This window comes from Streptomyces sp. CA-135486 (assembly GCF_050936555.1).
In the GTDB taxonomy this organism is placed as follows: domain Bacteria; phylum Actinomycetota; class Actinomycetes; order Streptomycetales; family Streptomycetaceae; genus Streptomyces.
Window position 1 is genome coordinate 3,177,766 of record NZ_JBNJMM010000002.1, and the last position, 23,154, is coordinate 3,200,919.

The window sequence follows — 23,154 nt, forward strand, 5'->3', positions numbered from 1 at the left end:
CTGGATTGATCAGGGAACGGATGGTCCGTGACTGCGGGAGAAGGGGGCTATTCGATGACGTCCACCTGCAGCTCCCCATCCGCGTACTGCTTGCGCACCGTCTTCTTGTCGAACTTGCCGACAGATGTCTTGGGCACCTCCTCGACCAGCGCCCAGCGCTCCGGAAGCTGCCATGGGGCAACCTTCCCGGCGAGAAAGCCCCGCAACTCCCCGCAGGCGGCCGTGCTGCCGGGCCGGAGCACCACCGTGGCCAGGGGGCGCTCACCCCACTTGTCGTCCGGGACGCCGACGACGCACGCCTCGGCCACACCCGGGTGCGCCATGAGGTGGTTCTCCAGTTCGACGGACGAGATCCACTCTCCGCCGGACTTGATCACGTCCTTGACCCGGTCGGTGAGCGTGAGGAATCCGTCGGCGGTGATCGTGCCCACGTCACCGGTCCGCAGCCAGCCGTCGTGGAACTTCTCAGGGTCGTCGTCGAGGTGGTACGAGCCGGTGATCCACGGGCCTCGCACCTCCAGCTCGCCGACGCTACGGCCGTCCCAGGGCAGTACCGTCCCGTCCTGGCCGATGAGCCGGGCCTCCACCGGCGCCGGGAAGCGGCCCTGGCTGATCCGGTAGCGCCAGGCTTCCTCGCCCTCCGCGCCTTCGGGCACACGGGCCAGGGCGCCCAGCGGCGACACCTCGGTCATCCCCCAGGCGTGCAGCAGCTGGATGCCGAGATCGTCCTCGTATGTCCGCATCAGCGACGGCGGGCAGGAGGAGCCGCCCACGACGGCCTCCTGGAGGGAGGAGATGTCGGCTTCCGGGTGTTGCTCGACATGATTGGCCAGGCCCTGCCACACCGTGGGCACGCCGACTCCCTTGTTGGGGCGGGAGGCGGCGATGAACTCCGCGAGGCGCGCGGGGGCCAGGAACCTGTCCGGCATGGCGAGCGAGGCACCGGTCAGGAACGCCGCGTACGGCAGGCCCCAGGCCTGGGCGTGGAACTGCGGGACGATGGCGAGCAGGCGGTCGCGGGCGGAGATGGCCATGAGGTCCGGCAGGCTGATGCCCAGCGAGTGCAGGTACAGCGAACGGTGGCTGTACACCACGCCCTTGGGATTGCCCGTGGTGCCGGAGGTGTAGCACATGCCTGCCGCCTGGTTCTCGTCCAGGTGCGGCCAGTCGTACGCCTCGGGTTGCTTCACCAGCAGCCGGCGGTAGTCGTGGACGGCAGCCGGACCGTCGGGCAGAACCGAGGACTTCGCCTCGCCGTTGATGACGACGTGCCGCACGGTGCGCATGTCGGGCAGCAGCTTGGCGAAGACCGGCAGGAGAGAGTCATCGACGATGACCACCGTGTCCTCGGCGTGGTTGACGATGTAGGCGAGCTGTTCCGGGAAGAGGCGGATGTTCAGGGGGTGGATCACAGCGCCCATGGCGGGAACGGCGAGGTATGCCTCCAGGTGCTCCTGGTTGTTCCACATGAACGTGGCCACCCGGTCGCCCGGCTGTACGCCGAGGCCGGCCAGCGCGTGGGCCAGCCTGGCGGCGTTGCGGCCGACCTGGGCGTAGGTGGCAGTCCTGGTGCCGGTCTCGGTGGCCGTGATCACTTCGCTGCCTCCGTGCAGGTTCATGCCGTTCTCCAGCAGCCTGCGGATGAGCAACGGGACGTTCTGCATGGTGCTGGTGACGGGGGGACGGCGAGACATTTCCATGGTCATCTTCGGTTCCGGTGTCGGTTTCGAGGAGCAGTGGCTGGGTCGGCAAGCGGTGCCGAGCGGGACGGCCCCGCCGCAGCGCACTTTCACGTACCTGGAGCATCAAGCCTCCGTCGCTTCCATCGCCTGCCGTGGCGATGGGCGAGAGCTTGGGTTTCGCCGGGTGGTGCGGGTAGCTCCAGGGGGAGGTGTAACTTCAGAGGTCTCCATTCGGAGATGGACTCAGACGCAGCCGCAGGTCACCATGTGTGCAGCGGAGCACGAGCGCGTTCGACACGGTCCCGCAGGGCGTGAGGCGACTTACCATGACAGACGAGGCAGGCAAGGGGCGGCCACGGCCCTTGTCGAACGCGCTGTTCGAGCTCACCGAGGGATACGGCGAGATCCTCGGCCTGCTCGACCAGTCCATCGCCATGCACCGGGTCGTGGACGATGTGCCCGAGCTCAGCGGGGTCGATGTGGCCTGGGTCGGCGAACCGGACGGCGAGGACCGGATCGTGCTCGGACACACGGTGAACACACGGACTCCCGCCGTGAACGGCTTGGTCGTACCCTCCGGATGCGGGCTCGGCGGGCAGGTCATGCTCCGGCGCCGGCCCCTGTGGGTCAGTGACTACCGCAGCTCCGACACCATCACCCATCACTTCAAGGCCCAGGCCGAGACGGAGGGCCTGGGCGCGATGATCGCTGTGCCCGTGATGCACGAAGGCCGGCTGTTCGGTGTCCTCTACGGCGCCAACCGGGAGACCACCCCGTTCAGCGACCGGACGACCCAGGCCCTGGAGCGGGCGGCGAGCCAGGCCGCGGCCGCGGCCGTCGTCGCGGAGCGGGCCCGCCATGCGGCCGAGGTCGCCGTGCACGAGGAACGACGCCGGCTCGCGTTGGAACTCCACGACACCATGGGGGCCATGCTGTTCTCCCTGGGGGCGGGCATCCGCACCCTGGCCGACGAGCTGTCGGCCGAGCACACGGTGCAGGCACGGCTCAGTGACCTGGAGGAGCAGGCCGTTCAAGCCGCCGCCGCGCTGCGCGTATCCCTCTATGCGCTGAACGCGCCGCCGGAACAGGTCGCCCTGGGGGTCGCGCTGCGCGGCGACTGCCGGGCTTTCCAGGAGCGCACCGGGGTCATCGCCCGCCTCGTCATCGTCACCGAGGTGCCGGTTCTTGCGGCCGCTCCGATCAAGGCACTGACCAACGCGATACGGGAGGCGCTGCTGAATGTCGAGAAGCATGCGCGGGCCCGTTCCGTGGTGGTCAGCGTCTTCACTCTGTCCGGGGGAGTCTGCGTGACCATCGCGGATGACGGCGTCGGTCTGCCGCCGACGGGCAGGCACTCCCATGGCCTCGGCCTGTCCGCCATGTCCGATCGCCTGGGACGGGTGGGCGGCAAGGTCCACGTCTTCCGCAACGAGGACGGCGGCGTCACCGTCCAGGCATGGGTGCCGGCGTGAACGAAACGACCGTACATGTGCTTGTGGTGGATGATCACCCCATCGTCCGCGACGGCGTTGCGCTGGCGCTGGGCAATGCCTCCTGGATCACCGTGGCGGGATACGCGAGCTCCGGCCGGGCAGCGGTCACTGAGGCGGAACGCCTGAAGCCGGATGTCGTGCTGCTCGATCTGCGCCTGCCCGACATGCTCGCCCCCGAGGTGATCCGGGCGCTGCGGACCCATGTCCCCGGTGTCAAGGTGGTGATCTTCACGGCTTACCCGGAGCACGCGGCTCTGGAGGAGGCGCTCGGCGCCGGAGCGCACGCCGTGGTCGTCAAGGACGCCGAGCGATCGGATCTGGTGGACATCGTCCGCCGGGTCAACGCCGGGGAACGGGTTGTCCGAACCAGCCCGGACCATCTCCTCAATGTGCTGCTGGCCAGAAGGCTCAAGGAGAGCGGGCTGACCCGACGCGAGTACGAGATCCTGCGCAGGGTGGCGATGGGCGAGACGAACCCGGAGATCGCAGGCGTTCTGGGGCTGACGAGGAACACGGTCAAGACCTACCTCCAGCGAACGCTGGAGAAGCTGGGCGCGCGCAACCGCGTGGAGGCGCTGGCCCGCGCCAGCGAGCGAGGGATTCTCTAGGCCGCGCGAACTGCCCCATGGTTTCGACGTGGCTCTGTTGACTCCCGAGCTGCCCGATCGGGTTGCGCTCTGATGTGATGCGGCGTCAGCAACACTGAGATTCACGGCACTTGAGGATGAAGTGACTACTGCAGGGAGCAACAGCACCGTCATTCATCGGTGAGCCGGAGACGGTCCCGTAACGGTCGCATGGCGGCGATGCGAAGCCGTCGTTGCAGATGTGGGTCTGCCAACTACCACCTGTTGACTGGCGATCGGCTGCGTGGATAGCTTCGCCGGCATGTGGATCTCCCCGCGGTTCACTCGGCGGCGAGCCGTCGAGCTCGGCGCGGACCGCATCCGGCTGAGCCAGGACGTGCTCGACCGCATCGACAAGATCGTGCCTCCGGGTACGAACCTTTCCGCCCAGGACGCCGGATATGCGCCGCCCGCCCTCGCCGAGCCGGCGCTGAGGCGCCGAACCCGCCCCTGAACACCGGCTCCTCGGCATTCGGGGTGCCACGCCCTGCACGAACGGACCGCCGTCTCGCTCTGTGAGACGGCGGTCGCGGAGTTATGGGACGGTGTAGCCAGGCGACGGCGAGCAGGGCGCCGCGGCGCCGCTCGGGCCTCGCGAGGCAGCACCGCGCGGCGCTGCCGTTCGCCCATTATGTGAGACACCCGGTGAGATGTGGGTAGGCCCTCTTGACGGTGCCCGAAGGCCGCTCGACACTCCGTACCAGGATCCCTAGTGAATGGGTGGGAAATCATGGGGCGTCTGGAGTCGGCCACCGACCGTGCGCTTCGCATGCGTCGGCTGACTCCCCTTCTGACCTCCCGCCGCCACATCGATCTGCTGCGTGTCTGCAGCGCGGCGAGTCCTCTGCGCTGAGCCGTCGGCACCGCATACACGCCGCCGCGTACGAGTGCGCGCCCAATGTCGCGCGCCCATCACCCGACGCCAGACGCCCGACGCCCGCCGTGTGTCCGCGCATCAAGTCAGAACCAGAACCCGGGGAGACGCATGTCCGCCACACCCCTGACAGCCGTGCCGTCCGCGCTGCCCCTGCCGCCGTTCCGGGGCAGGATCGGCTGTGACGCGCGCAGCGGTCACTACGCCGCACCGCGCCGCTATCGCCTCCACCTCTCGCTGTCCTGCCCGTACTGTCTGCGGATCGCCGTGACACACAGCTTGCTCGGCCTCGACGACATCCTCCCCGTGACGCTGCTGTCGTCGGTGCCCGACGGGCCCGACGGTGGACACTCCACGCTGCGCCGGCTGTACGAGGCCAGTTCGCACCGGTACCCCGGACCGGCCGCGGCCCCGGTGCTCAGTGACGACTGGACGGGACGGATCGTCAGCACATACACCCCGGACATTCTGCGCGACCTGGCCCGGCGTTTCGGCGACGGCCCCGACTGCCCCGTGCTGTACCCGCACGGTGCGGAAGCGGAGCTCGCGGCCGTCGGACGTCTGTGTGAGCAGGGCATCAACGAAGCCGCACAGTACGCCGGGCAGGCCGGCACCGACCGAACGGCGCGCGACACCGCCCTCGCCACCCTGTTCCGCGCACTGGATTCACTGGAGCGGCGGCTCACCCGCCAGGACCACATCCTGGGCGACGAACTGACCGCCGCCGATGTGCAGTTGTGGGTGGCCCTGGTGCAGCTCGACACCGTGCACCGCTGGCACCTGGACGCCACCGCGGTGCGCCGCATCGCCGACCATCCGCACCTGTGGTCCTACGCACGGCGACTGGCCGCCCACCCCGCCTACGGCTCCCACCTCGACCTCGACGGCATCGCCCGCAGGCACCACGCACACTGCCAGGGGCTGGAGGCCGCCGGGGCGGCAGTACAGATCCTGGACTGGGCGGCACACGCACCGGACAGGGTGACGGCCCGCCTCGGCTGAGCATGTGGGAGCCGCTCGCCCGAACGACCCATCGGGCGAGCGGGCCCAACTCCACAGCACGGCCCGTTCGAAGACGATCAGCAGCCGTTCCTTCGACGGGGCCAGGAACTCGCCAGGTCTCGCGGTTGTCGGCCGAGTCGGGCCGGCGAGCAGCACCCGTCCAGCGCGCAGCTCCGTCCGGCCGCCCGGGTGAGCCGTGTCTCACCCGGGCACCGCCACTTGTCTATGCAACGAGTTGCATAGAAGGATCGGGGCATGGCGCTCGAACACGCGATCCTCGTCTCTCTGCTGGAGAAGCCGGGCTCCGGCTATGAGCTGTCCCGGCGGTTCGAGCGGTCCATCGGATACTTCTGGACCGCCACCCACCAGCAGATCTACCGCGTCCTCAAGCGCATGGAGAGCGACGGCTGGATCGACGTCCGCGAGGTGCCGCAGCAGGCCCGGCCGGACAAGAAGGAGTACTCCGTCGCCGCCCTCGGCCGGGCCGCGCTCTCCCAGTGGCTGCACGAGCCGATCGAACCCGAGAGCGTGCGGCACGACCTCGCCGTGAAGATCCGCGGTGCGGCCTTCGACGACCCGGCCGCGCTGATCCGCGAGGTCGAGCGGCACCACCAGGCGCACGCCGACCGGCTTGCGCGCTATCTCGCCGGGGAACGGCGTGACTTCACCGGACCCGAGGCCCCTGGATCGCCCGACGCCGGGCGGGAGCTCCAGCACGTCGTGCTGCGCGGCGGCATCGCATACGAGCGGATGACGATCGCCTGGCTCGACGACGTACTCGCCACCCTCCACCGGCTCGGTCCCGAGCGCTGAACCGGCGCCGACGCGCCACCCGCCCCGACGAACCCGTTCACCGTCACAGAGCTCAAGCTCTCCAGCCCACCGTCCCTCAACTCCCGAGCCGGAAAGGCGAACCCCCATGGCCGACCCGCTGCTGTTCAACCCGCGCACCTACGACCCGGCGCACTGCGACCCCGAGACCCGCAGGCTGCTGCGCGCCACCGTCGACTGGTTCGAGGGCCGCGGCAAGCGCAAGCTGATCGAGGACTATCGCTCCCGTGCCTGGCTGGCGGACTTCCTCGCGTTCTCCGCCAAGGAAGGGCTGTTCGCCACCTTCCTCACCCCTGCCTCCGCCGCCGACGGGCAGCAGGACAAGCGCTGGGACACCGCCCGGATCGCCGCCCTCAACGAGATCTTCGGCTTCTACGGGCTCGACTACTGGTACGCGTGGCAGGTCACCATCCTCGGACTCGGCCCGGTCTGGCAGAGCGACAACGCCGCTGCCCGCACCCGCGCAGCCGAACTCCTCGCCCAGGGCGAGGTGTTCGCCTTCGGTCTGTCCGAGAAGGCCCACGGCGCCGACATCTACTCCACCGACATGCTGCTGGAGCCCGACGGTGACGGCGGCTTCCGGGCCAGCGGCTCCAAGTACTACATCGGCAACGGCAACGCCGCCGGGCTCGTCTCCGTCTTCGGCCGTCGCACTGACGTCGAGGGCCCGGACGGCTACGTCTTCTTCGCTGCCGAAAGCCGTCACCCGGCGTACCACCTTGTGAAGAACGTCGTCGACTCATCGAAGTACGTCAGCGAGTTCCGCCTCGACAACTACCCGGTCGGCCCCGACGACGTACTGCACACCGGCCGTGCCGCCTTCGACGCCGCCCTCAACACCGTCAACGTCGGCAAGTTCAACCTCTGCACCGCCTCGATAGGCATCTGCGAGCATGCGATGTACGAGGCCGTCACCCACGCGCAGAACCGCATCCTCTACGGCCGTCCCGTCACCGCCTTCCCGCATGTGCGCCGGGAGCTGACCGACGCGTATGTCCGCCTCGTCGGGATGAAGCTGTTCAGCGACCGCGCCGTCGACTACTTCCGCTCCGCCGGCCCCGACGACCGCCGCTATCTCCTCTTCAACCCCATGACGAAGATGAAGGTGACCACCGAGGGCGAGAAGGTCATCGACCTGATGTGGGACGTCATCGCCGCCAAGGGCTTCGAGAAGGACACCTACTTCGCCCAGGCCGCCACCGAGATCCGGGGGCTGCCGAAGCTGGAGGGCACGGTCCATGTCAACCTTGCGCTGATCCTCAAGTTCATGCGCAACCACCTGCTGGCCCCGGCCGAGTACGCGCCCGTGCCGACCCGGCTCGACGCGGCCGACGACGCGTTCCTGTTCCGGCAGGGACCGGCCCGCGGCCTGGGCTCCATACGCTTCCACGACTGGCGCACCGCCTACGACGCGTATGCCGATGTGCCCAATGTCGGCCGCTTCCGGGAACAGGCGGACGCCCTGTGCGCGTTCGTCACCACCGCGGCCCCCGACGAGGAGCAGAGTCGCGATCTGGATCTTCTTCTCGCCGTCGGCCAGCTGTTCGCGCTGGTCGTGCACGGCCAGCTGATCCTGGAACAGGCGCGGCTGACCGGTTGCGGGGAGGACGTCCTCGACGAACTGTTCTCCGTCCTCGTACGCGACTTCTCCGCGCACGCCGTCGAGCTGCACGGAAAGGACTCCGCCACCGTGGAACAGCAGCGCTGGGCGCTGGCCGCCGTCCGTCGTCCCGTCGTCGACGACGCCCGCTCGGCACGTGTCTGGGAGCGTGTCGAGGCGCTGTCCGGGGCGTACGAGATGGCGCCGTAGCAACGGAGCAGACCAGGCTGTCCGCCCGCCGGCGCCCGTGCGGAAATCCGTGGGTGTGTTCGACAAACCCCCTCTACGATCGGCGAGAGTCCATCGGCCGGCTGCCATTGATGAGCAGTCCGGCCGTTGGCCAGGAGGAGCCGGGGGGCAGCCGTTGAATTGGCGATGGGGCAAGAAGAAAAGCCACGCGGAAACCGACACACCGCAGGTAACAACCGATCCACCGCAGGTTGAAGCGACCGATGCACCGCAGGTCGAAGCGACCGCGGAGGAGGTGGTCCCGCACAGGTGGGAGCGCGACGTGTGGCAGGAATGGCTGCGGCGTTCGCAGGTGGGGGTCGACCTGCTCGTCTGGTGGACGGTCGTGAGGGGCGATCTCCGCGATCTGATCGGGGACAGCAGATACCGGGAACACCTCGTGGACCTGCTGTCCCGGGCGTCGCCGCGGGACTGCGCGGTGCTGGGGCTCGGCTGCACTCGTCGCATCGACCGGCCGTGCCGGGATCCGCTGATCTGCAGACTCGACCCTGCCGACCCGTCGGCCACCGGGGGCCTTCGGCACCGCACGGGACCGGTACCGGGCGCCTGCCACTCGTTCGTTGACTGCTGGACCGAGTTCGGGCTGAACGTCGATTTCACTTCCGATGACCGGCATCGGGCCGTGCACGTGCGCGACAGGGCGCAATCGGACAAGACGAGCCTGTGGGTGGACGGCGTTCCGGTGGCCGAGGACACCTGGCTGGATCAGTCCGGCTACTGGGTGGACGACCGGTTCTACGTGGTGGAGGCCGAGGGCCCGGAGGACCATCCGGAGCAGTATCCCGCCATGGGGCACCTGGGCTGCACCATCTTCTCGCTGGTCATCCACGACGTCGAACGTGCCACCACGCAGATACTCGTTCCCGATGCCGCGGAGAAGTGGACCTATCCGCACATACGACGGGACGGCGACATGTGGCGCGTGTTCGCGGACAAGGCCGCCGTCGAGGCCGGCCAGCCCGACCGGGTGTTTCCCGCCGTGCCGCCTTCGCCCTGACCACCGCGGTGCTGCGCCCGTCCGCCTCTCACCGCGGCAGGTTGAACGCACGATGAGCAACTGCGCCTGAACCGGCGTACTGAAGGTGGAGGGTGACCAACCCACGCAGCCCTGCCATGCCGGAGGTACCTCACCCGTGACCACCACCAAGGCGGCCCCGACCCGCGTCGGCCGCCGCGACGCGGACGAACCGCAGGGCTGGCAGTTCAACTCACCCCTCGTGCTGACCATGGTGCTGCTCCTGGTGGTTGCGCTGCAGGGGCCGATTCGCCGGGCGTTGTCCGCGCCGGTGATACAGAGCTGGATGACCGTGTTCGTCGCGGTGGTCGTTCAGGCCCTGCCGTTCCTCGTTCTCGGTGTGCTGCTGTCGGCGATCATCGCGGTGTTCGTCCCACCGTCGTTCTTCGCCCGCGCGCTGCCGAGACGGCCCGCCCTCGCGGTGCCGGTCGCCGGGATGGCCGGGGCGGTCCTACCCGGCTGCGAGTGCGCCTCCGTGCCGGTGGCCGGGGCGCTTGTGCGCCGGGGTGTCACCCCCGCGGCGGCGTTGGCGTTCCTGCTGTCCGCCCCGGCGATCAACCCGATCGTGCTGACCGCCACCGCTGTCGCGTTTCCCCGTAACCCGGAGATGGTCCTCGCCCGGTTCGTGGCGAGTCTGCTCGTGGCATGCGCGATGGGCTGGTTGTGGCAGCGGCTGGGCCGCACCGACTGGCTGCGCCCACCGGACCATCCGTCGTTCGACGGCCTCAGCAAGGGGGCGGCTTTCTGGGGATCCGTACGGCACGACATCATGCACGCCGGCGGTTTCCTCGTCGTCGGGGCGATGGCCGCGGCCACCCTCAAAGCGGTGGTACCGGCAAGCTGGGTGCACACCGCGGCGGGCAACCCCCTGGTGTCGGTCCTCACCCTTGCGATCCTCGCGGTGCTGCTGTCGATCTGCTCCGAGGCCGACGCGTTCGTGGCCGCGTCCCTGTCCCAGTTCTCGCTCACCGCCCGGCTGGCATTCCTCGTCGTCGGACCGATGATCGACCTGAAACTGTTCGCCATGCAGGCCGCCACGTTCGGCCGCGGGTTCGCGCTGCGGTTCGCCCCCGCCACGTTCATCCTCGCCGTCCTCATGTCGGCCGTGGTCGGGGCGGTCCTGCTGTGAACAGGCAGGCGCAAGCAGCCGTGTTGTTCCTCGTGGGTGGGGCAGTGCTGCGCGCCAGCTTCACCGACCTCTATCTGCGCTACGTCAGGGCCGGGTTGCGCCCGTTGCTGATCGTGGCCGGCATCGTCCTGATCGTCGCCGCCCTCGCCACCGTCTGGTACGAACTGCGACGGCCGCCCGCGACCCAGGGGAACCAGCCCGAGCGTGAGCACCACGCCGAACACGGCCACGCCCACCGCGAACCACGAATATCCTGGCTCCTCGTCCTGCCCCTGTTCGCTCTTATCCTGGTCGCCCCGCCCGCACTGGGCTCCTACAGCGCCATGCGTGCCGGCACGGCCCTCCAGCAACCCTGGGGCTTCCCCAACCTCCCTGCCGGCGACCCCCTCCAGCTCGGCGTCGTCGATTACGCAGGCCGCGCGGTCTACGACCACGGACGCTCCCTCGGCGGCAGGCAGATCAGAGTTACCGGCTTCATCACCCTCGACCGTGGCGGCGCGCCCTACCTCACGCGTATGGTCCTCAACTGCTGCGCTGCCGACGCCCAACCCGTGAAGATCGGCCTGTCCGGACGGATTCCGCCCGTCCTGCAACCCGACACCTGGCTCGAAGTCACCGGCACCTACACCAACAAGCGGACCAGAGACCCCGTCAACGACGGGGTCATCCCGTTCATCAGCATCAGTGAGGCCAAACCGATCCCGGCCCCGCACAACCAGTACGAAGACTGAAGGCAGTTGACTGCCGCGTAGGGCTCCCTGATGCCGATGACGTCGAGCCGGGAGGCGTCGTCGGCGCGTTCGTGTTCGCGTTTGCGTGCTCGGGGCTCGGGCTCGCATCGGCGTCCCTGTAGGGCCTCACTCCCCGGAGCTCGGCACATCACTGCGGGCTTCTGCCCCGACTCGCCCCCATTTCCTGATGCGCTTCTGCAGCGGCGTGATCAGCTCGGCGCTGTTCGTTTTTTCTTCTGGTCGGGCGGTTGACATCCCCTGACCCTTGACTCATGCTCTCTCTCAACTGGTCATGACCAGACACTACCAGCCGTGCAAATGTCGGCCGGGCCATACCGCTCGGGACGGCGCGGCGGGGCCCTGTCGCAACGGGCTCGCCGCTCAATGCCGCTGGGCAGTCATCGAGGATCTGAGAAAGGCACGAGTGTTGGAAATGCGAATAGGTCTCATCGGCGCGGGCGCTCTGGGCGCCCTCCACGCCGTGAACCTCGCGGCGGTGCCGGACTGCCGGTTGCTGGTTGTCGCTTCGGAGCAGGTGGCGCCCGCCGCTCTGGAAGCCATCCGCTCCACAGGTGCCGACACGGTGGGCGTTGAGGAAGTCCTCGACCCCGAGCGTGTCGACGCGGTCATCATCGCGACCCCGACGGACACGCACGCCTACTACGCGCTCCGTGCGATCGAAGCCGGGCTTTCGGTGTTCGTGGAGAAGCCGCTCGCGAGGACACCTGCCGAGGCGCGCCTGGTCCGCGACCGTGCCGCCGCCCAGGGGGTGAAGCTGGCTGTGGGCCACGTCGTGCGGTACTTCCCCGAGTACGCCGCGGTTCGCGACCTGGTCCGGGACGGCGGGCTGGGCACCCCGTCCGTGGCCCGCCTGGCCCGGTTGAACACAGCTCCGGCAGGTGTCGGCAACTGGTACGGCGACGTGGCCAGGAGCGGCGGTGTCCTGCTCGACATGGCGGTCCACGACGTCGACTGGTGTCTGTGGACCTTCGGTCCGGCCGCCCGTGTGTACGCGGTGTCGGCAGGCGGCCCGGACGGCCCCGTCGTGGCTCTGACCATCCGCCATGCCGCCGGCACCATCTCGTACATCGATGTGAGCTGGCGGGAGGAATCCTTCACCACCCGCCTCGAGGTGGCCGGCACACAAGGCCTCTACCGCACGGACGGTTCCTCAAGCGCGGGATTCGCGTCCGCACGCGGCGACGCCCGGACGTATCTCCCCCCGGCGTCGGCGAGCGACGACCCCTATGTGAGGGAGCTGCGGGCGGCCATCGACTGGTTCCGCGGTGGGCCGCCGCCGCGCGCCACCGTCGCAGACGCCTGCGACGCCGTCGAGGTCATCGAGGCTGCCCAGCGCAGCATCGACACCGGTCGCCCCATCGCCCTGGAAGGAGCCCTGGCGTGATCAAGATCGGATTCCTCGGCTGTGCGCATGTGCATGCTGCGACCTACCGCGAAGAGCTCAGCCGCTCTCAACAGGGACGCTCCGTCGCTGTCTTCGACCATGACCGTGCCCGCGCGGATGCCTTCGCCGCCGACCACGATCTGACCGTCGCCCCGACCCCCGAGAGCCTGTGCGCCATGGTCGACGCGGTCATCATCACCGGCGAGCACGTGACCTACCCCGAATACGTGGCCGTGGCCGCCACCGCCGGTGTCCCCGTGCTCTGTGAGAAGCCCCTCGGCGCTTCGGCCGAGGCCGCCAAGGCCATCCTGAATTCGGGCGCCTGGCTCTCGGTGGCCTTCCCGGTGCGCTACGCCCAGCCCGTACGGCAGGCGAAGGCGGCGATCGAGAACGGATCGCTCGGTGCCCTCGTCGCCATGAGCGGCACCAATCACGCCGCCTTCCCCGGTGGATTCTTCGGCACCCGCAGCGCGTCGGGCGGCGGCGCCCTCATCGACCACGTGGTGCATCTGGCCGACACTCTGCGCTGGCTGACCGGGTGTGAGTACCGGACCGTCTATGCGGAGGCCGGCAGATTCAGCCGGGTCGGTGACGTGGAGGACGCCGGGCAGGTGGTCGTCACGACCACCGACGGCGCCTGGGCGAGCATCGACCCGAGCTGGTCACGTCCGGTCGGCATGCCCGGGGCCAACGACCTGGTGATGACCCTGTGGTTCGAGAACGGCCGGCTCTCGATCGACGCCTTCGCGCGCCATGGCTCGCTCGTCGATGCGGACGGCGCCGTCACCCACCTGCCGTACGGCCGAAGCATGGACGCAGAGCTTCTTGACGACTGGCTCACCGCGATCCGGCTCGGCTCGGCACCACCCGTCCCGATGGACGACGGCTGGAAGGCCACCCAGGTCGCGCTCGCCGCCCTGACATCGGCCCAGTACGGAACAGTCGTCGACATTACGGACCAGGAGGACGGGTCGGCATGAAGAGCAGCGCAAACAGAAGCGGTCTCCTGAGGCGCTTCGGTCTCTGGTTGGTGTTCGCCCTCGTCACCAGCGTCCTGATGGTCGTATCACCGACGTTCCGCTCCTCGGTCAACCTGGAGAACATCCTGGAGCAGAACGCCATCATCGGCATCGTCGCCTGCGGCATGGCTGTCATGATGATCTCCGGCGGCTTTGACCTGTCCGTCGGAGCCGTCGGAGCCACCACATCGGTCGTAGGGGCAGTCGTCGCGGGCCGCGGCCACGGCGCCATCGTGACCATCGGCGCCGGCCTCGCCGCGGGCCTCGCGGTCGGTGTCGCCAACGGCATCCTGATCGCGAAGGTCCGTATCAACGCCTTCGTCGCCACCTTCGCCATGGCGAGTATCGTCTCCGGCCTGCTGTTCGTGGCCACCGGCGCCGAGTCCAAGCAGGGTGTGACGCCTCTGCTGGAGAGCGCTGCCAACGCGCGGGTCGCCGGCATCCCGGTGATCTTCGCCGTCTTCATATGTTGCCTGCTTGCGGTGTGGTTCCTGCTGACCCGCGCCAAGTACGGGCACTACATCTACAGCGTCGGCGGCAACGCCGAGGCCAGCCACCTGTCGGGCGTCCCCGTACAGCGCGTGCAGATCTTCGCCTTCGCCATGGGCGGCCTGCTGGCCGCGGGCGCGGGCCTGCTGCTCCTCGGCCAGACGCTCGTCGGGCAGCCGTCGGCCGCGGCCGACTGGCCCCTGGAGGCCATCGCCATCTGCGTGGTCGGCGGCATCGCCCTGACCGGCGGCGTCGGGCGCATCGAGGACGTCCTCGCCGCAACGCTCCTCCTCGGCGTCATCTCCAACGGCCTCAACCAGCTCAACGTCTCGCCCTACTGGAAGCCCGCCGTCACCGGACTGGTGATCCTCATGGCGGTCGTCATCGACCGCTACAGCCGGCTCCACAACGGCGCCGGGCGCGGCAGCAGGAACTCCTCCGCCGCTGCCGCGCCCAACGCGCCCACCACCCCACTGGCCCCGTCGGCCTCGACCTGACCGCCGACTGGTACGTCCCGTGCGCGGCGCACGCGCCCAGGACACGCACACATCCGCACCCGGCCAAGTCCTCCGCGGACTTCCGCACGACACGCACCAAGGGAGCACCATGTCCGCATCCATCCCCGCCCGCCGCACATTGAGACGTGGCCTGGCCGCCGCGACCGCCATCGTGTCGCTGACCGTGCTCACGGCCGCCTGTGGCAACAGCAGCACCGCCGCCGGCGACAAGGACAAGACCTTCACCATCGGTCTCGCCAACGCCGACACCACGATCCCCTTCCTCGCCTCCATGAACTCCGCCTTCGAGGCGGAGGCGAAGCGGCTCGGCATGAAGACCGTCACCCTCAACGGCGGCCTCGACAACGCCAAGCAGGCTGCCAACGTGCAGACCCTGGTGGCCCGCCGTGTGGACCTGATCCTGGTGTGTTCCTCCAGCCCGACCGCCGTCCTGCCCGCGATCAAGCAGGCCAACCGTGCCGGCATCCCGGTGATGGCACTCAACGCCCAGCTCAGCCCCGGCGCCGACCTGGTGACGTACATCGGTGCCTCGGACTTCCAGTACGGACAGGGCGAGGGCAAGCTCATCGTCCAGGCCCTCCCGCACGGCGGGAAGATCGCGATCCAGCTCGGACCGCTCGGCTCCACCCCGCAGGTCGAGCGGCTCAAGGGCATCAAGGACGTCCTGAAGAGCCACCCCGACATCAAGATCGTCGCTACGCCGGTCGACAACTTCAAGAACAGCGAAAACCTGTCCGTGACGCAGGACCTGCTCTCGAAGTACCCCAAGGGGAAGCTGGACGCGATCGTCGCCGAGGGCCCCGAGATGTACGTCGGCGCTCAGTACGCACGGAAGATCGGGCGCGACGAGATCCGCTTCATCGCCGGCGACTACTCCAAGCAGGTCGAGGCCGCCATCAAGTCCGGCGCCCTCTACGGCACCGTCAACCAGAGCCCCGTCCTGGAGGGCAAGCTCGGCGCCCAGTACGCCAATTACTGGCTGACCGGCCAGAAGGACAAGGTCAAGCAGCCCAACTACTACATCCCGCTGCCGCTGATCACCAAAGAAAACGTCGACGCCAACCCCGCCGAGTGGAGCGGCTGACCTGATTGCCCTGCGCGCCTGCCACCTCGCACCGCAGGCGCGCAGGGCGGGCCTCCCTGCCCACCGGCCGACCGGGCCGATCTCCCACCGCGGAATCTCCGCCCACTTCAGACACGCCAACGCATACAGAGGAATGAGTGTCCATGCCCAGCGACATCAGGCTCCAGCTCTCGGGCGTAACCAAACGGTTCGGTCCTGTCATGGTGCTCGATCACGTCGACTTCCAGGTGCGCGCCGGACAGGTCCACGGACTCATCGGACAGAACGGTGCCGGAAAGTCGACCCTGGTGAAGACGCTGGCCGGTCTGTACCCCGACCACGGTGGCGTGATCACCGTTGACGGCAGGCGCGCGACGCTCGGCAGCCCACGCCGGTCCAGGGCGGAGGGAATCGCTGTCATCCACCAGGAGTTCAGCCTGGTGTCCGAGATGACCATCGCCGACAACCTCCTCCTCGGGCAGGAGCCGGGACGGTGGCGCTACAGCCGGCGGGCGGTCCACAACCGGGCCGAGGCCCTGGTCGAGCGGGTCGGCATCGAGATCGGCGAAAGCCTCGACGCGAGCGTGGGCACGCTCAGCCCGGCCATCCGGCAGCGCATCGAGATCGTGAAAGCCCTCGCGGACGATGTGAAGGTGCTCGTCATGGACGAGCCGACGGCCCGCCTGTCCGAGGCCGAACGGCAGTCCCTGTTCCGCGTCGTACGCGAACTGGCCGACCGCGGCGTGGGGCTGGTGTTCATCTCCCACTTCCTCGAGGAGGTCCGGGAGGCGACCGACTGGCTCACGGTGATGCGCAACGGCAAGGCCATCGCGTCGGAGCCGACAAAGTCGCTGTCGGTCGTCCAGATGGCCGAGCTGATGCTGGGGGAGAAGTTCAAACAGACCTTGGAAGAGGAGGTCGCCTCCCACCACGCCGACGACCGGCAGCCCGTCGTGCTGGAAGCGGACTCGGTCAGCTGCGGACCCCGCCTGCGCGACGTCACCATCAGCCTGCGCGCGGGCGAGATCATGGGCGTGGCCGGTCTCGTCGGCTCCGGCCGGACCAGGCTCTGCAGAGTGCTCAGCGGTGCCGAGAAGCCCACGAGCGGACGCCTTCGCCTCCGTGGCAGCCAGGTGACGTTCAGCACCCCGCGCCAGGCCATCGCCCATGGCGTGGCACTGATACCGGAGGACCGCAAACACCAGGGACTGAGCCTGTCCGCACCACTGACGTGGAACCTGTGCCTCATGGCCATGCACCGCCGACTGGGCCGCTGGGGCGTCGTACCACGGGGCACGGTCCGGCGCCTGAGCACCCGCCTCGTCGAGGACCTGGAAATCTCCCCGGGCGACATCGACGCCGGCGCCGCGACACTCAGCGGCGGCAACCAGCAGAAGGTGGTACTCGGCAAGACGTTCGCCGCCGATCCCGACGTGCTCGTCATCGACCAGCCCACCGCAGGCGTCGACATCGGCACAAAGGCACAGATCCACCGTCTGCTGCGCGAGCGTGCCGACGGCGGCGCCGCCGTTCTCGTCGTCTCGGACGACCTGGAAGAGCTGTACGCGCTCGGTGACCGCTTTCACGTCCTACGGCAGGGACGAACCGTCTGGCAGGGCACTTCGGCCGATGTCACCCTCGAGCAACTTGTCCAGCTCATCTCCTCCGGAGCGATCGAGCCCAAGGCCACAAACGCGGCGAACGTCCATGTCACCCCGGACATGTAGGCGAGGTCCCGTGCCGGGGCCAGGCGGCAGCGGACGTGACCACGGGCTGTCGGGTGCGTAGGGATTCGTAGGCGGCCAGGACGGTTTGGAGGGTACGCAGCCCGGTGTGGCCGTCGGGGTGGGCTCGCTGGCCGGTGCGGGCGGCGGCGAGGAAGCAGTCGAGCATGGCGGCGTCGAGGTTGATGGTGCCGTGTTCCCAACGGGGGGCGGCCCGGGCGGTGTCGTAACCGTCGAGGAGCGGCGGGAAGGCGTCGAACTCGACGAGGGCGCGGTCCCCTACGCAGGTGAGCGTCAGGCCGCCCCAGGTCGGGTGGGAGGAGGGGTGGCTCCAGCTGCAGTCGATGGTGGCGACGAGCCCGCGGGCGTAGGTGAGGGTGAGGAGTCCGGCGGACTCCACCTTCGGTTCGTCCGCGCCACCTCGTGTCAGGAGTGTGTTGGCGACGGCGTAGACCTGTGTGGGCTGCTCACCGTCGAGAAGGACGTCCAGTAGGTCCGCGATATGCACGGTGTGGTCCATGATGGCGCCGCCTCCTGCACGGGCGGGATCGGCGAACCAGGGACGATCCGGGCCAGGAGCCGAGGAGTTGTTGACGCCGTGCACGCTGAGCAGGGATCCGAGCGAGCCATCGGCGAGAGTGTGGCGCAGTGCCGCGAATGCCGGGTGGAAGCGAACGGGGTAGGCGGTCATGAGGCTGACCCCGGCCCGCTCACAGGCTTCGATCATGGCGCGCGCGTCATCCTCCGTGGTGGCCAGCGGCTTCTCGCACAGGACGTGTGCGCCTGCGGCGGCGGCTTGTTCGACGAGCTGCCGGTGCCGGGTGTTCTCGCTGGTGACGACGACCGCACGGGGGCGCTCTGCGAGGACCTCCTCGTAGCCGGCCCGGTAGGTGACGCCGAGTTCATCGGCCAGGGTCTTGCCGCGCGTCGGGTCGCCGGGCGGGGCGTCGGGGTCGGTGGTGATGAGCTCGACGTCGCCACGATCGCGCAGCAGCTCCATGTACGTTGCGGCGTGAACATGGGCGAAGGACAGTACGGCGACCTTCATCGGTGGCTTCCTTCCATGAGCTGCTGCTCAGACGTGTCTTCGACCGCGACGGCCCGGCCGGTCGCTGCGGACTGGCGCGCAGCAGCGGCGATACGAACGGCTGCCACACCGTCCAATGCGCTGACGCGGGGGGCGGGGCCGCCCTGGAACGCGGCCGCGAACTCGCGGAGCTGAGTGGCGAACGGGTCCTCACCGAAGTCGCCGCCGGGCACGCCGTCGGCTTCCCCGCCGGTCTTGCCGATCAGGCGCAGCGACGGGTGGGCGAGGGAGTCGTGGGTGAGGGTGCCGTTGGAACCGGCGACATGGAAGGTGTACCGGAACGGCGTGGCCGGTGGTGCCCAGACGCCCAGGACCTGGGAGATGACGCCGGAAGCGTGGGTGAGGGTTGCGCTGCCGGTGGCCACGGCCCCCTCGGGTGCGGGGGCGGTGAGATGGCCGCGCTGGGTGGCGTGGATGGTGACGACTTCCCCGAAGAGCCACCGGGCGATGTCCATGTCGTGGAGCATCTGGTCGGTCACGATGCCTCCGGAGAGCGCGGGGTCCGCGAACCAAGAACTCCATGTCGGATAGCGGCCGGTGCGGGTGAAGCGAGCCACGGCAACGCGGCCGAGCGCACCGGAGTCGACGGCCTCGCGGAGCCGGACGTAGGCGGGGAAGAACCGGACGACATGTCCGGGGTACAGCTGACGACCCGCCTTCTCTGCGGCGTACGTCATCTCCAGGGCGTCCGCCGGGGTGAGCGCGAGCGGTTTCTCGCACAGTACGTCCGCCCCTACCGCGAAGGCGGCCAGAGCGATGTCGCGATGGGTGGCCGTGGGCGTGCAGATGTCAACGACCGTGGCCCAATCCAGCGCCTCTTCGAGGGTGGCGGCCTCGGTGATTCCGAACTCTTCGGCAAGACGGGCGGCCTGGCCGTCGATCGAAAAGACGCGCACTCGAGCCCCGAGGGCGATCCAGGCCGGCAAGTGGGTCCGCGCGATGAAACCGGCACCGATCATCGCCACGTCCAGTCCTTTCATCCGTCGCCCTCCTGGTCGTTGCTTCCCCGAGCCGCTGTCTTCGCGCTGAGAGAGCTGCGTATGTGCTGTAGGCGTCCGGGGGTGAGGTCGGGAACTGTCCAGCGTGCTCCGGCACGGGTGAGATCGGCTGCGGTGGCGGTCGTTGTGACACCGACGATGTCCCGCACACCAGCGGCGACAAGCGCGTGGATCCCCGAGGGCGAATCCTCGAAGGCGAGGCACTGCTCAGGCCGTGCCCGCAGGGCTGCGCAAGCCCTCAGGTAGCCCTCGGGCGACGGCTTGCCGCACGTGATTTCCTCGGCGGTGATGATCACGTCGACCAGGTCGCGCACATCGAGGACGTTTGCGAGGAGGTGCTGGGCCCACTGGGCTCCGGCGCTGGTGACGACGGATATGCGGTACTTCACTCGTAGCTGCCGGATGAGAGCGGCGGCGCCCGGTACGACCTTCACGCTGCCGACATGCTCCAGTGTGAACGCCGTCATGGTGGCGAGAGCGGTGTCCGCGTCTGTTCCTGTCCAGGGTCCCGGCACGCCCGCGATGACGTCGCCGGGGCGTCGTCCCATGTAGTGCTGCTCGTAGTCGGCGTCGGTGACGGCCACGCCCCACCTATCGAAGAACGCCTGCCAGGCACGCCGGTGCACGTCCTCGCTGAAGACCAGGGTGCCGTCCAGGTCCATGAGGACCGCCTCGTAGGCCGAGTTGGTGCCGAATGTCCTGGGGAGGCCAACGTCGGTGGGCGTCATGACGCGGCCCGCCTGATCATGAGTGCCACCGCGACCTGCTCTCCTTCCGCTACATGTGTACGGAAGACTTCTCCGTTCAGTCGCACGGTGTCGATGCCCACGTGCACCGGAACGCCGGACAACGGGGCGTGTACGGCGAGGCTCACAGCATCTCCTTGATGTCCTCGGCCAGGGAGTCCGCCTCGGGGCCTACGACCACTTGCACCACGCCGGCCGCGACGAGAACCCCGTGAGCTCCTGCCTTCTTGAGGGCGCTGACGTCGACGGCGTCCGTGTCGTGCACCTCGGTGCGGAGCCTGGTGATGCAGGCCTCGATGTCAGCGATGTTGTCGGCCCCGCCGAGACCCTCGACGATCAGGCGCGCTTTGGACATGAGCCCCTCCATATGGATCACCGTGCGGTGTGGATGCAGCGCTGCACAGCGCTCAGCAGACTGGTAATAACCAGTCAGTGCCAGACGGTACCTCTCTGCTCGCCCCCGCGCAATGCCGGAGGGGGAGCGGCAACTGTCATGCTCATGTCAAAACGCGCGAGCCGCTGAAGACGGGATGTGCTCGCCTCGGGAAGCTCCCGAGGCCCCCTGAATCACCGGTCGGTGAGCGTCATGTGCAGCCGGTACCGGTCGGCGCGGAACCACGAGTACGCGTGCTCGATGGGCTGGTCGTCGCTGTACGCGATGCGATCGAAGGTCATGACGGAAGTGCCTGCGTGAATGCCCAGCAGTGCGGCTGTCTCCGATGAGGCGGGCCCGGCCCCGACCGTCTGCTCCGCGCGGCTGATGGGATATCCGAAGCGCGTGGCCAGGGTGTCGTAGATCGAGACGGTGAAGTCCACGCTGTCCAGCTCCGGCAGGAGATCGGCGTTGTACCACGCGTCCTCGACGGAGATGGGCGTCCCGTCGGCGAGCCGGAGGCGGCGCACGTGCCATGCCTGCTGCTTCTCGTTCAGCTGCAGCGCCGTGGCGGTGGCGGGGGAGGGGCCGTCCTGGTCGATGGACAGGACGACGGTGCCCGGCTCCAGGCCGAGGCGGCGCATGTCTTCGTGGAACGAGGCCAGGCGGAGCTCGGAGCGGTGCGCCCGCTCGGCCACGAAGGTCCCGCGTCCGTGGACGCGCACAGCCAGGCCGTCGGCCACGAGCTGGCCGAGCGCTTCGCGCACCGTTACGCGGCTGACGCCGTGGTCGAGGCACAGCTGGCGCTCACTGGGCAGCGCGTCGCCCGGCGACAGCTGGTTGGTGCACATGTCGACAAGGATCGCGCGGAGCTGCGCGTGCTTGGGCACCATGCCCTTGCCGACGATCTGCTGTGTAGCCACTGCGGCCTGCTTTCGGTCCAGGGGAGGCGCCAAGACCTCCCCTACTGGTTATTACCAGTATGCATCACACATCTACCCTACCGCCCAGTCGTCGGCGGCGGGCCGTCCTGCTCTTGGGCCGGTGCCGCCTCCTCGCCCGGTGGCGCCTTTGTTCTCTCCGATGTTGGGCCGCCGTAAGCATTGACACCCGCGCGACCGCAGGGTCATGCTACCTGCCACTGGTAATGACCAGGTGATACCGGTCATGTCCACTGGCGTTTCAGCCGCCCGGGCTGGGCCCCCGCCCGGCTCCTCTTGCGCTCCCGCCCCTCCTGCACACCTTTGAGGTCGTCATGAGCACCAGTACATCCCCATCCGCCGGCCGTCGCCCGGGCCTTGCAGGCCTGCAGAAACTCGGCCGCAGCCTCATGCTGCCGATCGCCACGCTCCCCGCCGCGGGTCTTCTGCTGCGGCTGGGGCAGGACGACGTCCTGGGCCGGTTCTCCGGGCTCGAGGACACCGCACACGTCATTTCGGCCGCCGGCGGAGCGCTGTTCACACATCTGCCGCTGATCTTCGCCGTCGGCATCGCCATCGGTTTCGCGAAGAAGGCGGACGGTTCCACCGCCCTGGCCGCCGTGGTGGGCTATCTCGTCCTGGAGGGCGTCTTCACGGCCATGTCGCCCATCGTCCTCGAGGGCCAGAAGGACCTGGCCGGCGCGCAGGCCGTGGTCAACTTCGGTGTCCTGGGCGGCATCGTCATCGGACTGCTGGCCGCGACGCTGTGGCAGCGGTTCTACCGCACCACGCTCCCGCCCTATCTGGGATTCTTCAGCGGACGCCGACTGGTCCCCATCCTCACGGCGGTGGCCGCGCTCGTCCTCGGGGTCCTGATGAGCCTGGTCTACCCCCTGTTCAACAACGGCCTCACCTCGATCGGCGAGGCCGTCGACGAGAACAGCGTCATCGGCGGCGGAATCTACGGAACCGCGAACAAGCTGCTGATCCCGCTCGGCCTGCACCACATTCTCAACTCCGTGGTGTGGTTCATCCTCGGTGACTACCACGGCGCCCACGGCGACCTGAACCGGTTCTTCGCAGGTGACCCCAGCGCCGGCATCTTCATGACCGGCTTCTTCCCGATCATGATGTTCGCTCTTCCCGCAGCAGCTGTGGCCATCTGGCGCGAAGCTCGCCCCGAGCACCGCAAGGCAGTCGGCGGCATCATGCTCTCGGCCGGACTCACCAGCTTCCTCACCGGAATCACCGAGCCGATCGAATTCTCCTTCCTCTTCGTCGCCTGGCCCCTCTACCTCGTACACGCCGTGCTGACCGGCACCTCCCTCGCCCTGGTCAACGCCCTCGGCATCCACGACGGATTCACCTTCTCCTCCGGCCTCATCGACTACGTCCTCAACTGGGGCAAGGCCACCCATCCCCTGCTGCTGATCCCCATCGGCCTGGGCTACGCCGCCCTCTACTACGTGGTGTTCCGGTTCGTCATCCGCCGCTGGAACCTGCGCACTCCGGGCCGTGAGGAGGAGAACCCGGACACCGCCCAGGAGCGCCGGCCCCAACCCGCGGTCTGACAGCCACGT

Annotated in this window: 22 protein-coding genes; 15 read left to right on the forward strand and 7 right to left on the reverse strand. The window is 68.7% G+C overall.

Translation table 11 applies throughout. From position 1 onward, the window contains the following. Nucleotides 1-47: 47 nt before the first annotated feature. A complete protein-coding gene (locus ACQEVG_RS34180; RefSeq protein WP_432991119.1) occupies nucleotides 48-1,694 on the reverse strand; it encodes a long-chain fatty acid--CoA ligase in 1,647 nt (548 codons plus the stop codon). Nucleotides 1,695-2,008: 314 nt separating this feature from the next. On the opposite strand from ACQEVG_RS34180, the gene ACQEVG_RS34185 reads away from it, so the two are divergent. From ACQEVG_RS34185 to ACQEVG_RS34250, 14 genes are all read left to right on the forward strand, one after another. Continuing rightward, complete coding sequence (locus tag ACQEVG_RS34185) at nucleotides 2,009-3,154, forward strand: GAF domain-containing protein (protein WP_432991122.1); 1,146 nt, start codon at nucleotides 2,009-2,011, stop codon at nucleotides 3,152-3,154. Further along, entirely contained in the window at nucleotides 3,151-3,783 is a 633-nt protein-coding gene (locus tag ACQEVG_RS34190; protein WP_432991125.1) for a response regulator, read from the forward strand. The genes ACQEVG_RS34185 and ACQEVG_RS34190 overlap by 4 nt, the downstream gene beginning before the upstream one ends. Nucleotides 3,784-4,063: 280 nt before the next feature. Next, complete coding sequence (locus ACQEVG_RS34195; protein WP_432991128.1) at nucleotides 4,064-4,255, forward strand: hypothetical protein; 192 nt, start codon at nucleotides 4,064-4,066, stop codon at nucleotides 4,253-4,255. A 531-nt stretch (nucleotides 4,256-4,786) separates the two neighbouring features. Then, nucleotides 4,787-5,677, forward strand: coding sequence for a glutathione S-transferase C-terminal domain-containing protein (locus ACQEVG_RS34200; RefSeq protein ID WP_432991130.1), 891 nt, complete (start codon nucleotides 4,787-4,789; stop codon nucleotides 5,675-5,677). 255 nt (nucleotides 5,678-5,932) lie between these two features. Next, nucleotides 5,933-6,490, forward strand: coding sequence for a PadR family transcriptional regulator (locus ACQEVG_RS34205; RefSeq protein ID WP_432991133.1), 558 nt, complete (start codon nucleotides 5,933-5,935; stop codon nucleotides 6,488-6,490). Nucleotides 6,491-6,596: 106 nt separating this feature from the next. Continuing rightward, nucleotides 6,597-8,318 carry an acyl-CoA dehydrogenase family protein gene (locus ACQEVG_RS34210; RefSeq protein WP_432991135.1) on the forward strand — a complete coding sequence of 574 codons (1,722 nt, stop codon included), beginning with the start codon at nucleotides 6,597-6,599 and terminating at the stop codon, nucleotides 8,316-8,318. A 49-nt stretch (nucleotides 8,319-8,367) separates the two neighbouring features. Next, nucleotides 8,368-9,354 carry a hypothetical protein gene (locus tag ACQEVG_RS34215; RefSeq protein WP_432991138.1) on the forward strand — a complete coding sequence of 329 codons (987 nt, stop codon included), beginning with the start codon at nucleotides 8,368-8,370 and terminating at the stop codon, nucleotides 9,352-9,354. Nucleotides 9,355-9,490: 136 nt separating this feature from the next. Continuing rightward, nucleotides 9,491-10,501 (forward strand): permease, encoded by a 1,011-nt coding sequence (locus ACQEVG_RS34220; RefSeq protein WP_432991140.1) that lies wholly within the window; start codon nucleotides 9,491-9,493, stop codon nucleotides 10,499-10,501. Continuing rightward, a complete protein-coding gene (locus tag ACQEVG_RS34225; RefSeq protein WP_432991143.1) occupies nucleotides 10,498-11,232 on the forward strand; it encodes a TIGR03943 family putative permease subunit in 735 nt (244 codons plus the stop codon). Before ACQEVG_RS34220 ends, ACQEVG_RS34225 begins: the two co-directional genes overlap by 4 nt. A 433-nt stretch (nucleotides 11,233-11,665) precedes the next feature. Next, on the forward strand, nucleotides 11,666-12,637 hold the full coding sequence (locus ACQEVG_RS34230; protein WP_432991146.1) for a Gfo/Idh/MocA family protein: 972 nt from the start codon (nucleotides 11,666-11,668) through the stop codon (nucleotides 12,635-12,637). Next, entirely contained in the window at nucleotides 12,634-13,617 is a 984-nt protein-coding gene (locus tag ACQEVG_RS34235; protein ID WP_432991148.1) for a Gfo/Idh/MocA family protein, read from the forward strand. The genes ACQEVG_RS34230 and ACQEVG_RS34235 overlap by 4 nt, the downstream gene beginning before the upstream one ends. After that, nucleotides 13,614-14,642 carry an ABC transporter permease gene (locus ACQEVG_RS34240; RefSeq protein WP_432991150.1) on the forward strand — a complete coding sequence of 343 codons (1,029 nt, stop codon included), beginning with the start codon at nucleotides 13,614-13,616 and terminating at the stop codon, nucleotides 14,640-14,642. Before ACQEVG_RS34235 ends, ACQEVG_RS34240 begins: the two co-directional genes overlap by 4 nt. Nucleotides 14,643-14,751: 109 nt before the next feature. Then, on the forward strand, nucleotides 14,752-15,747 hold the full coding sequence (locus ACQEVG_RS34245; protein WP_432991153.1) for a sugar ABC transporter substrate-binding protein: 996 nt from the start codon (nucleotides 14,752-14,754) through the stop codon (nucleotides 15,745-15,747). A 143-nt stretch (nucleotides 15,748-15,890) separates the two neighbouring features. After that, complete coding sequence (locus ACQEVG_RS34250; RefSeq protein WP_432991156.1) at nucleotides 15,891-17,453, forward strand: sugar ABC transporter ATP-binding protein; 1,563 nt, start codon at nucleotides 15,891-15,893, stop codon at nucleotides 17,451-17,453. On the opposite strand, the gene ACQEVG_RS34255 is transcribed toward ACQEVG_RS34250, so the two are convergent. The 6 genes from ACQEVG_RS34255 to ACQEVG_RS34280 all read right to left on the reverse strand — a co-directional run bounded on the left by ACQEVG_RS34255 (nucleotide 17,437) and on the right by ACQEVG_RS34280 (nucleotide 21,577). Beyond that, nucleotides 17,437-18,498, reverse strand: a complete 1,062-nt coding sequence (locus tag ACQEVG_RS34255; RefSeq protein WP_432991158.1) for a Gfo/Idh/MocA family protein — start codon at nucleotides 18,496-18,498, stop codon at nucleotides 17,437-17,439. The genes ACQEVG_RS34250 and ACQEVG_RS34255 overlap by 17 nt on opposite strands. Next, nucleotides 18,495-19,517 (reverse strand): Gfo/Idh/MocA family protein, encoded by a 1,023-nt coding sequence (locus tag ACQEVG_RS34260; protein ID WP_432991160.1) that lies wholly within the window; start codon nucleotides 19,515-19,517, stop codon nucleotides 18,495-18,497. Before ACQEVG_RS34260 ends, ACQEVG_RS34255 begins: the two co-directional genes overlap by 4 nt. Continuing rightward, nucleotides 19,514-20,263 (reverse strand): HAD family hydrolase, encoded by a 750-nt coding sequence (locus tag ACQEVG_RS34265; protein ID WP_432991162.1) that lies wholly within the window; start codon nucleotides 20,261-20,263, stop codon nucleotides 19,514-19,516. The genes ACQEVG_RS34260 and ACQEVG_RS34265 overlap by 4 nt, the downstream gene beginning before the upstream one ends. After that, nucleotides 20,260-20,409, reverse strand: coding sequence for a PTS glucose transporter subunit IIA (locus ACQEVG_RS34270; protein WP_432991164.1), 150 nt, complete (start codon nucleotides 20,407-20,409; stop codon nucleotides 20,260-20,262). The genes ACQEVG_RS34265 and ACQEVG_RS34270 overlap by 4 nt, the downstream gene beginning before the upstream one ends. After that, on the reverse strand, nucleotides 20,406-20,648 hold the full coding sequence (locus ACQEVG_RS34275) for a glucose PTS transporter subunit EIIB (protein ID WP_432991167.1): 243 nt from the start codon (nucleotides 20,646-20,648) through the stop codon (nucleotides 20,406-20,408). The genes ACQEVG_RS34270 and ACQEVG_RS34275 overlap by 4 nt, the downstream gene beginning before the upstream one ends. A 200-nt stretch (nucleotides 20,649-20,848) precedes the next feature. Next, nucleotides 20,849-21,577 (reverse strand): GntR family transcriptional regulator, encoded by a 729-nt coding sequence (locus ACQEVG_RS34280; RefSeq protein ID WP_432991169.1) that lies wholly within the window; start codon nucleotides 21,575-21,577, stop codon nucleotides 20,849-20,851. 332 nt (nucleotides 21,578-21,909) lie between these two features. On the opposite strand from ACQEVG_RS34280, the gene ACQEVG_RS34285 reads away from it, so the two are divergent. Continuing rightward, the gene (locus ACQEVG_RS34285) at nucleotides 21,910-23,145 is read left to right on the forward strand and encodes a PTS transporter subunit EIIC (RefSeq protein ID WP_432991171.1); all 1,236 of its coding nucleotides are present in this window, start codon (nucleotides 21,910-21,912) and stop codon (nucleotides 23,143-23,145) included. The last annotated feature ends 9 nt before the right edge of the window (nucleotides 23,146-23,154 follow it).

Coding starts and splice junctions, on each gene's coding strand:
- ACQEVG_RS34285 (WP_432991171.1), top strand. CDS start 21,910: ATGAGCACCAGTACATCCCCATCCGCCGGCCGTCGCCCGGGCCTTGCA.
- ACQEVG_RS34230 (WP_432991146.1), top strand. CDS start 11,666: ATGCGAATAGGTCTCATCGGCGCGGGCGCTCTGGGCGCCCTCCACGCC.
- ACQEVG_RS34205 (WP_432991133.1), top strand. CDS start 5,933: ATGGCGCTCGAACACGCGATCCTCGTCTCTCTGCTGGAGAAGCCGGGC.
- ACQEVG_RS34245 (WP_432991153.1), top strand. CDS start 14,752: ATGTCCGCATCCATCCCCGCCCGCCGCACATTGAGACGTGGCCTGGCC.
- ACQEVG_RS34195 (WP_432991128.1), top strand. CDS start 4,064: ATGTGGATCTCCCCGCGGTTCACTCGGCGGCGAGCCGTCGAGCTCGGC.
- ACQEVG_RS34255 (WP_432991158.1), bottom strand. CDS start 18,498: ATGAAGGTCGCCGTACTGTCCTTCGCCCATGTTCACGCCGCAACGTAC.
- ACQEVG_RS34250 (WP_432991156.1), top strand. CDS start 15,891: ATGCCCAGCGACATCAGGCTCCAGCTCTCGGGCGTAACCAAACGGTTC.
- ACQEVG_RS34180 (WP_432991119.1), bottom strand. CDS start 1,694: ATGTCTCGCCGTCCCCCCGTCACCAGCACCATGCAGAACGTCCCGTTG.
- ACQEVG_RS34210 (WP_432991135.1), top strand. CDS start 6,597: ATGGCCGACCCGCTGCTGTTCAACCCGCGCACCTACGACCCGGCGCAC.
- ACQEVG_RS34275 (WP_432991167.1), bottom strand. CDS start 20,648: ATGGAGGGGCTCATGTCCAAAGCGCGCCTGATCGTCGAGGGTCTCGGC.
- ACQEVG_RS34240 (WP_432991150.1), top strand. CDS start 13,614: ATGAAGAGCAGCGCAAACAGAAGCGGTCTCCTGAGGCGCTTCGGTCTC.
- ACQEVG_RS34185 (WP_432991122.1), top strand. CDS start 2,009: ATGACAGACGAGGCAGGCAAGGGGCGGCCACGGCCCTTGTCGAACGCG.
- ACQEVG_RS34265 (WP_432991162.1), bottom strand. CDS start 20,263: ATGACGCCCACCGACGTTGGCCTCCCCAGGACATTCGGCACCAACTCG.
- ACQEVG_RS34260 (WP_432991160.1), bottom strand. CDS start 19,517: ATGAAAGGACTGGACGTGGCGATGATCGGTGCCGGTTTCATCGCGCGG.
- ACQEVG_RS34200 (WP_432991130.1), top strand. CDS start 4,787: ATGTCCGCCACACCCCTGACAGCCGTGCCGTCCGCGCTGCCCCTGCCG.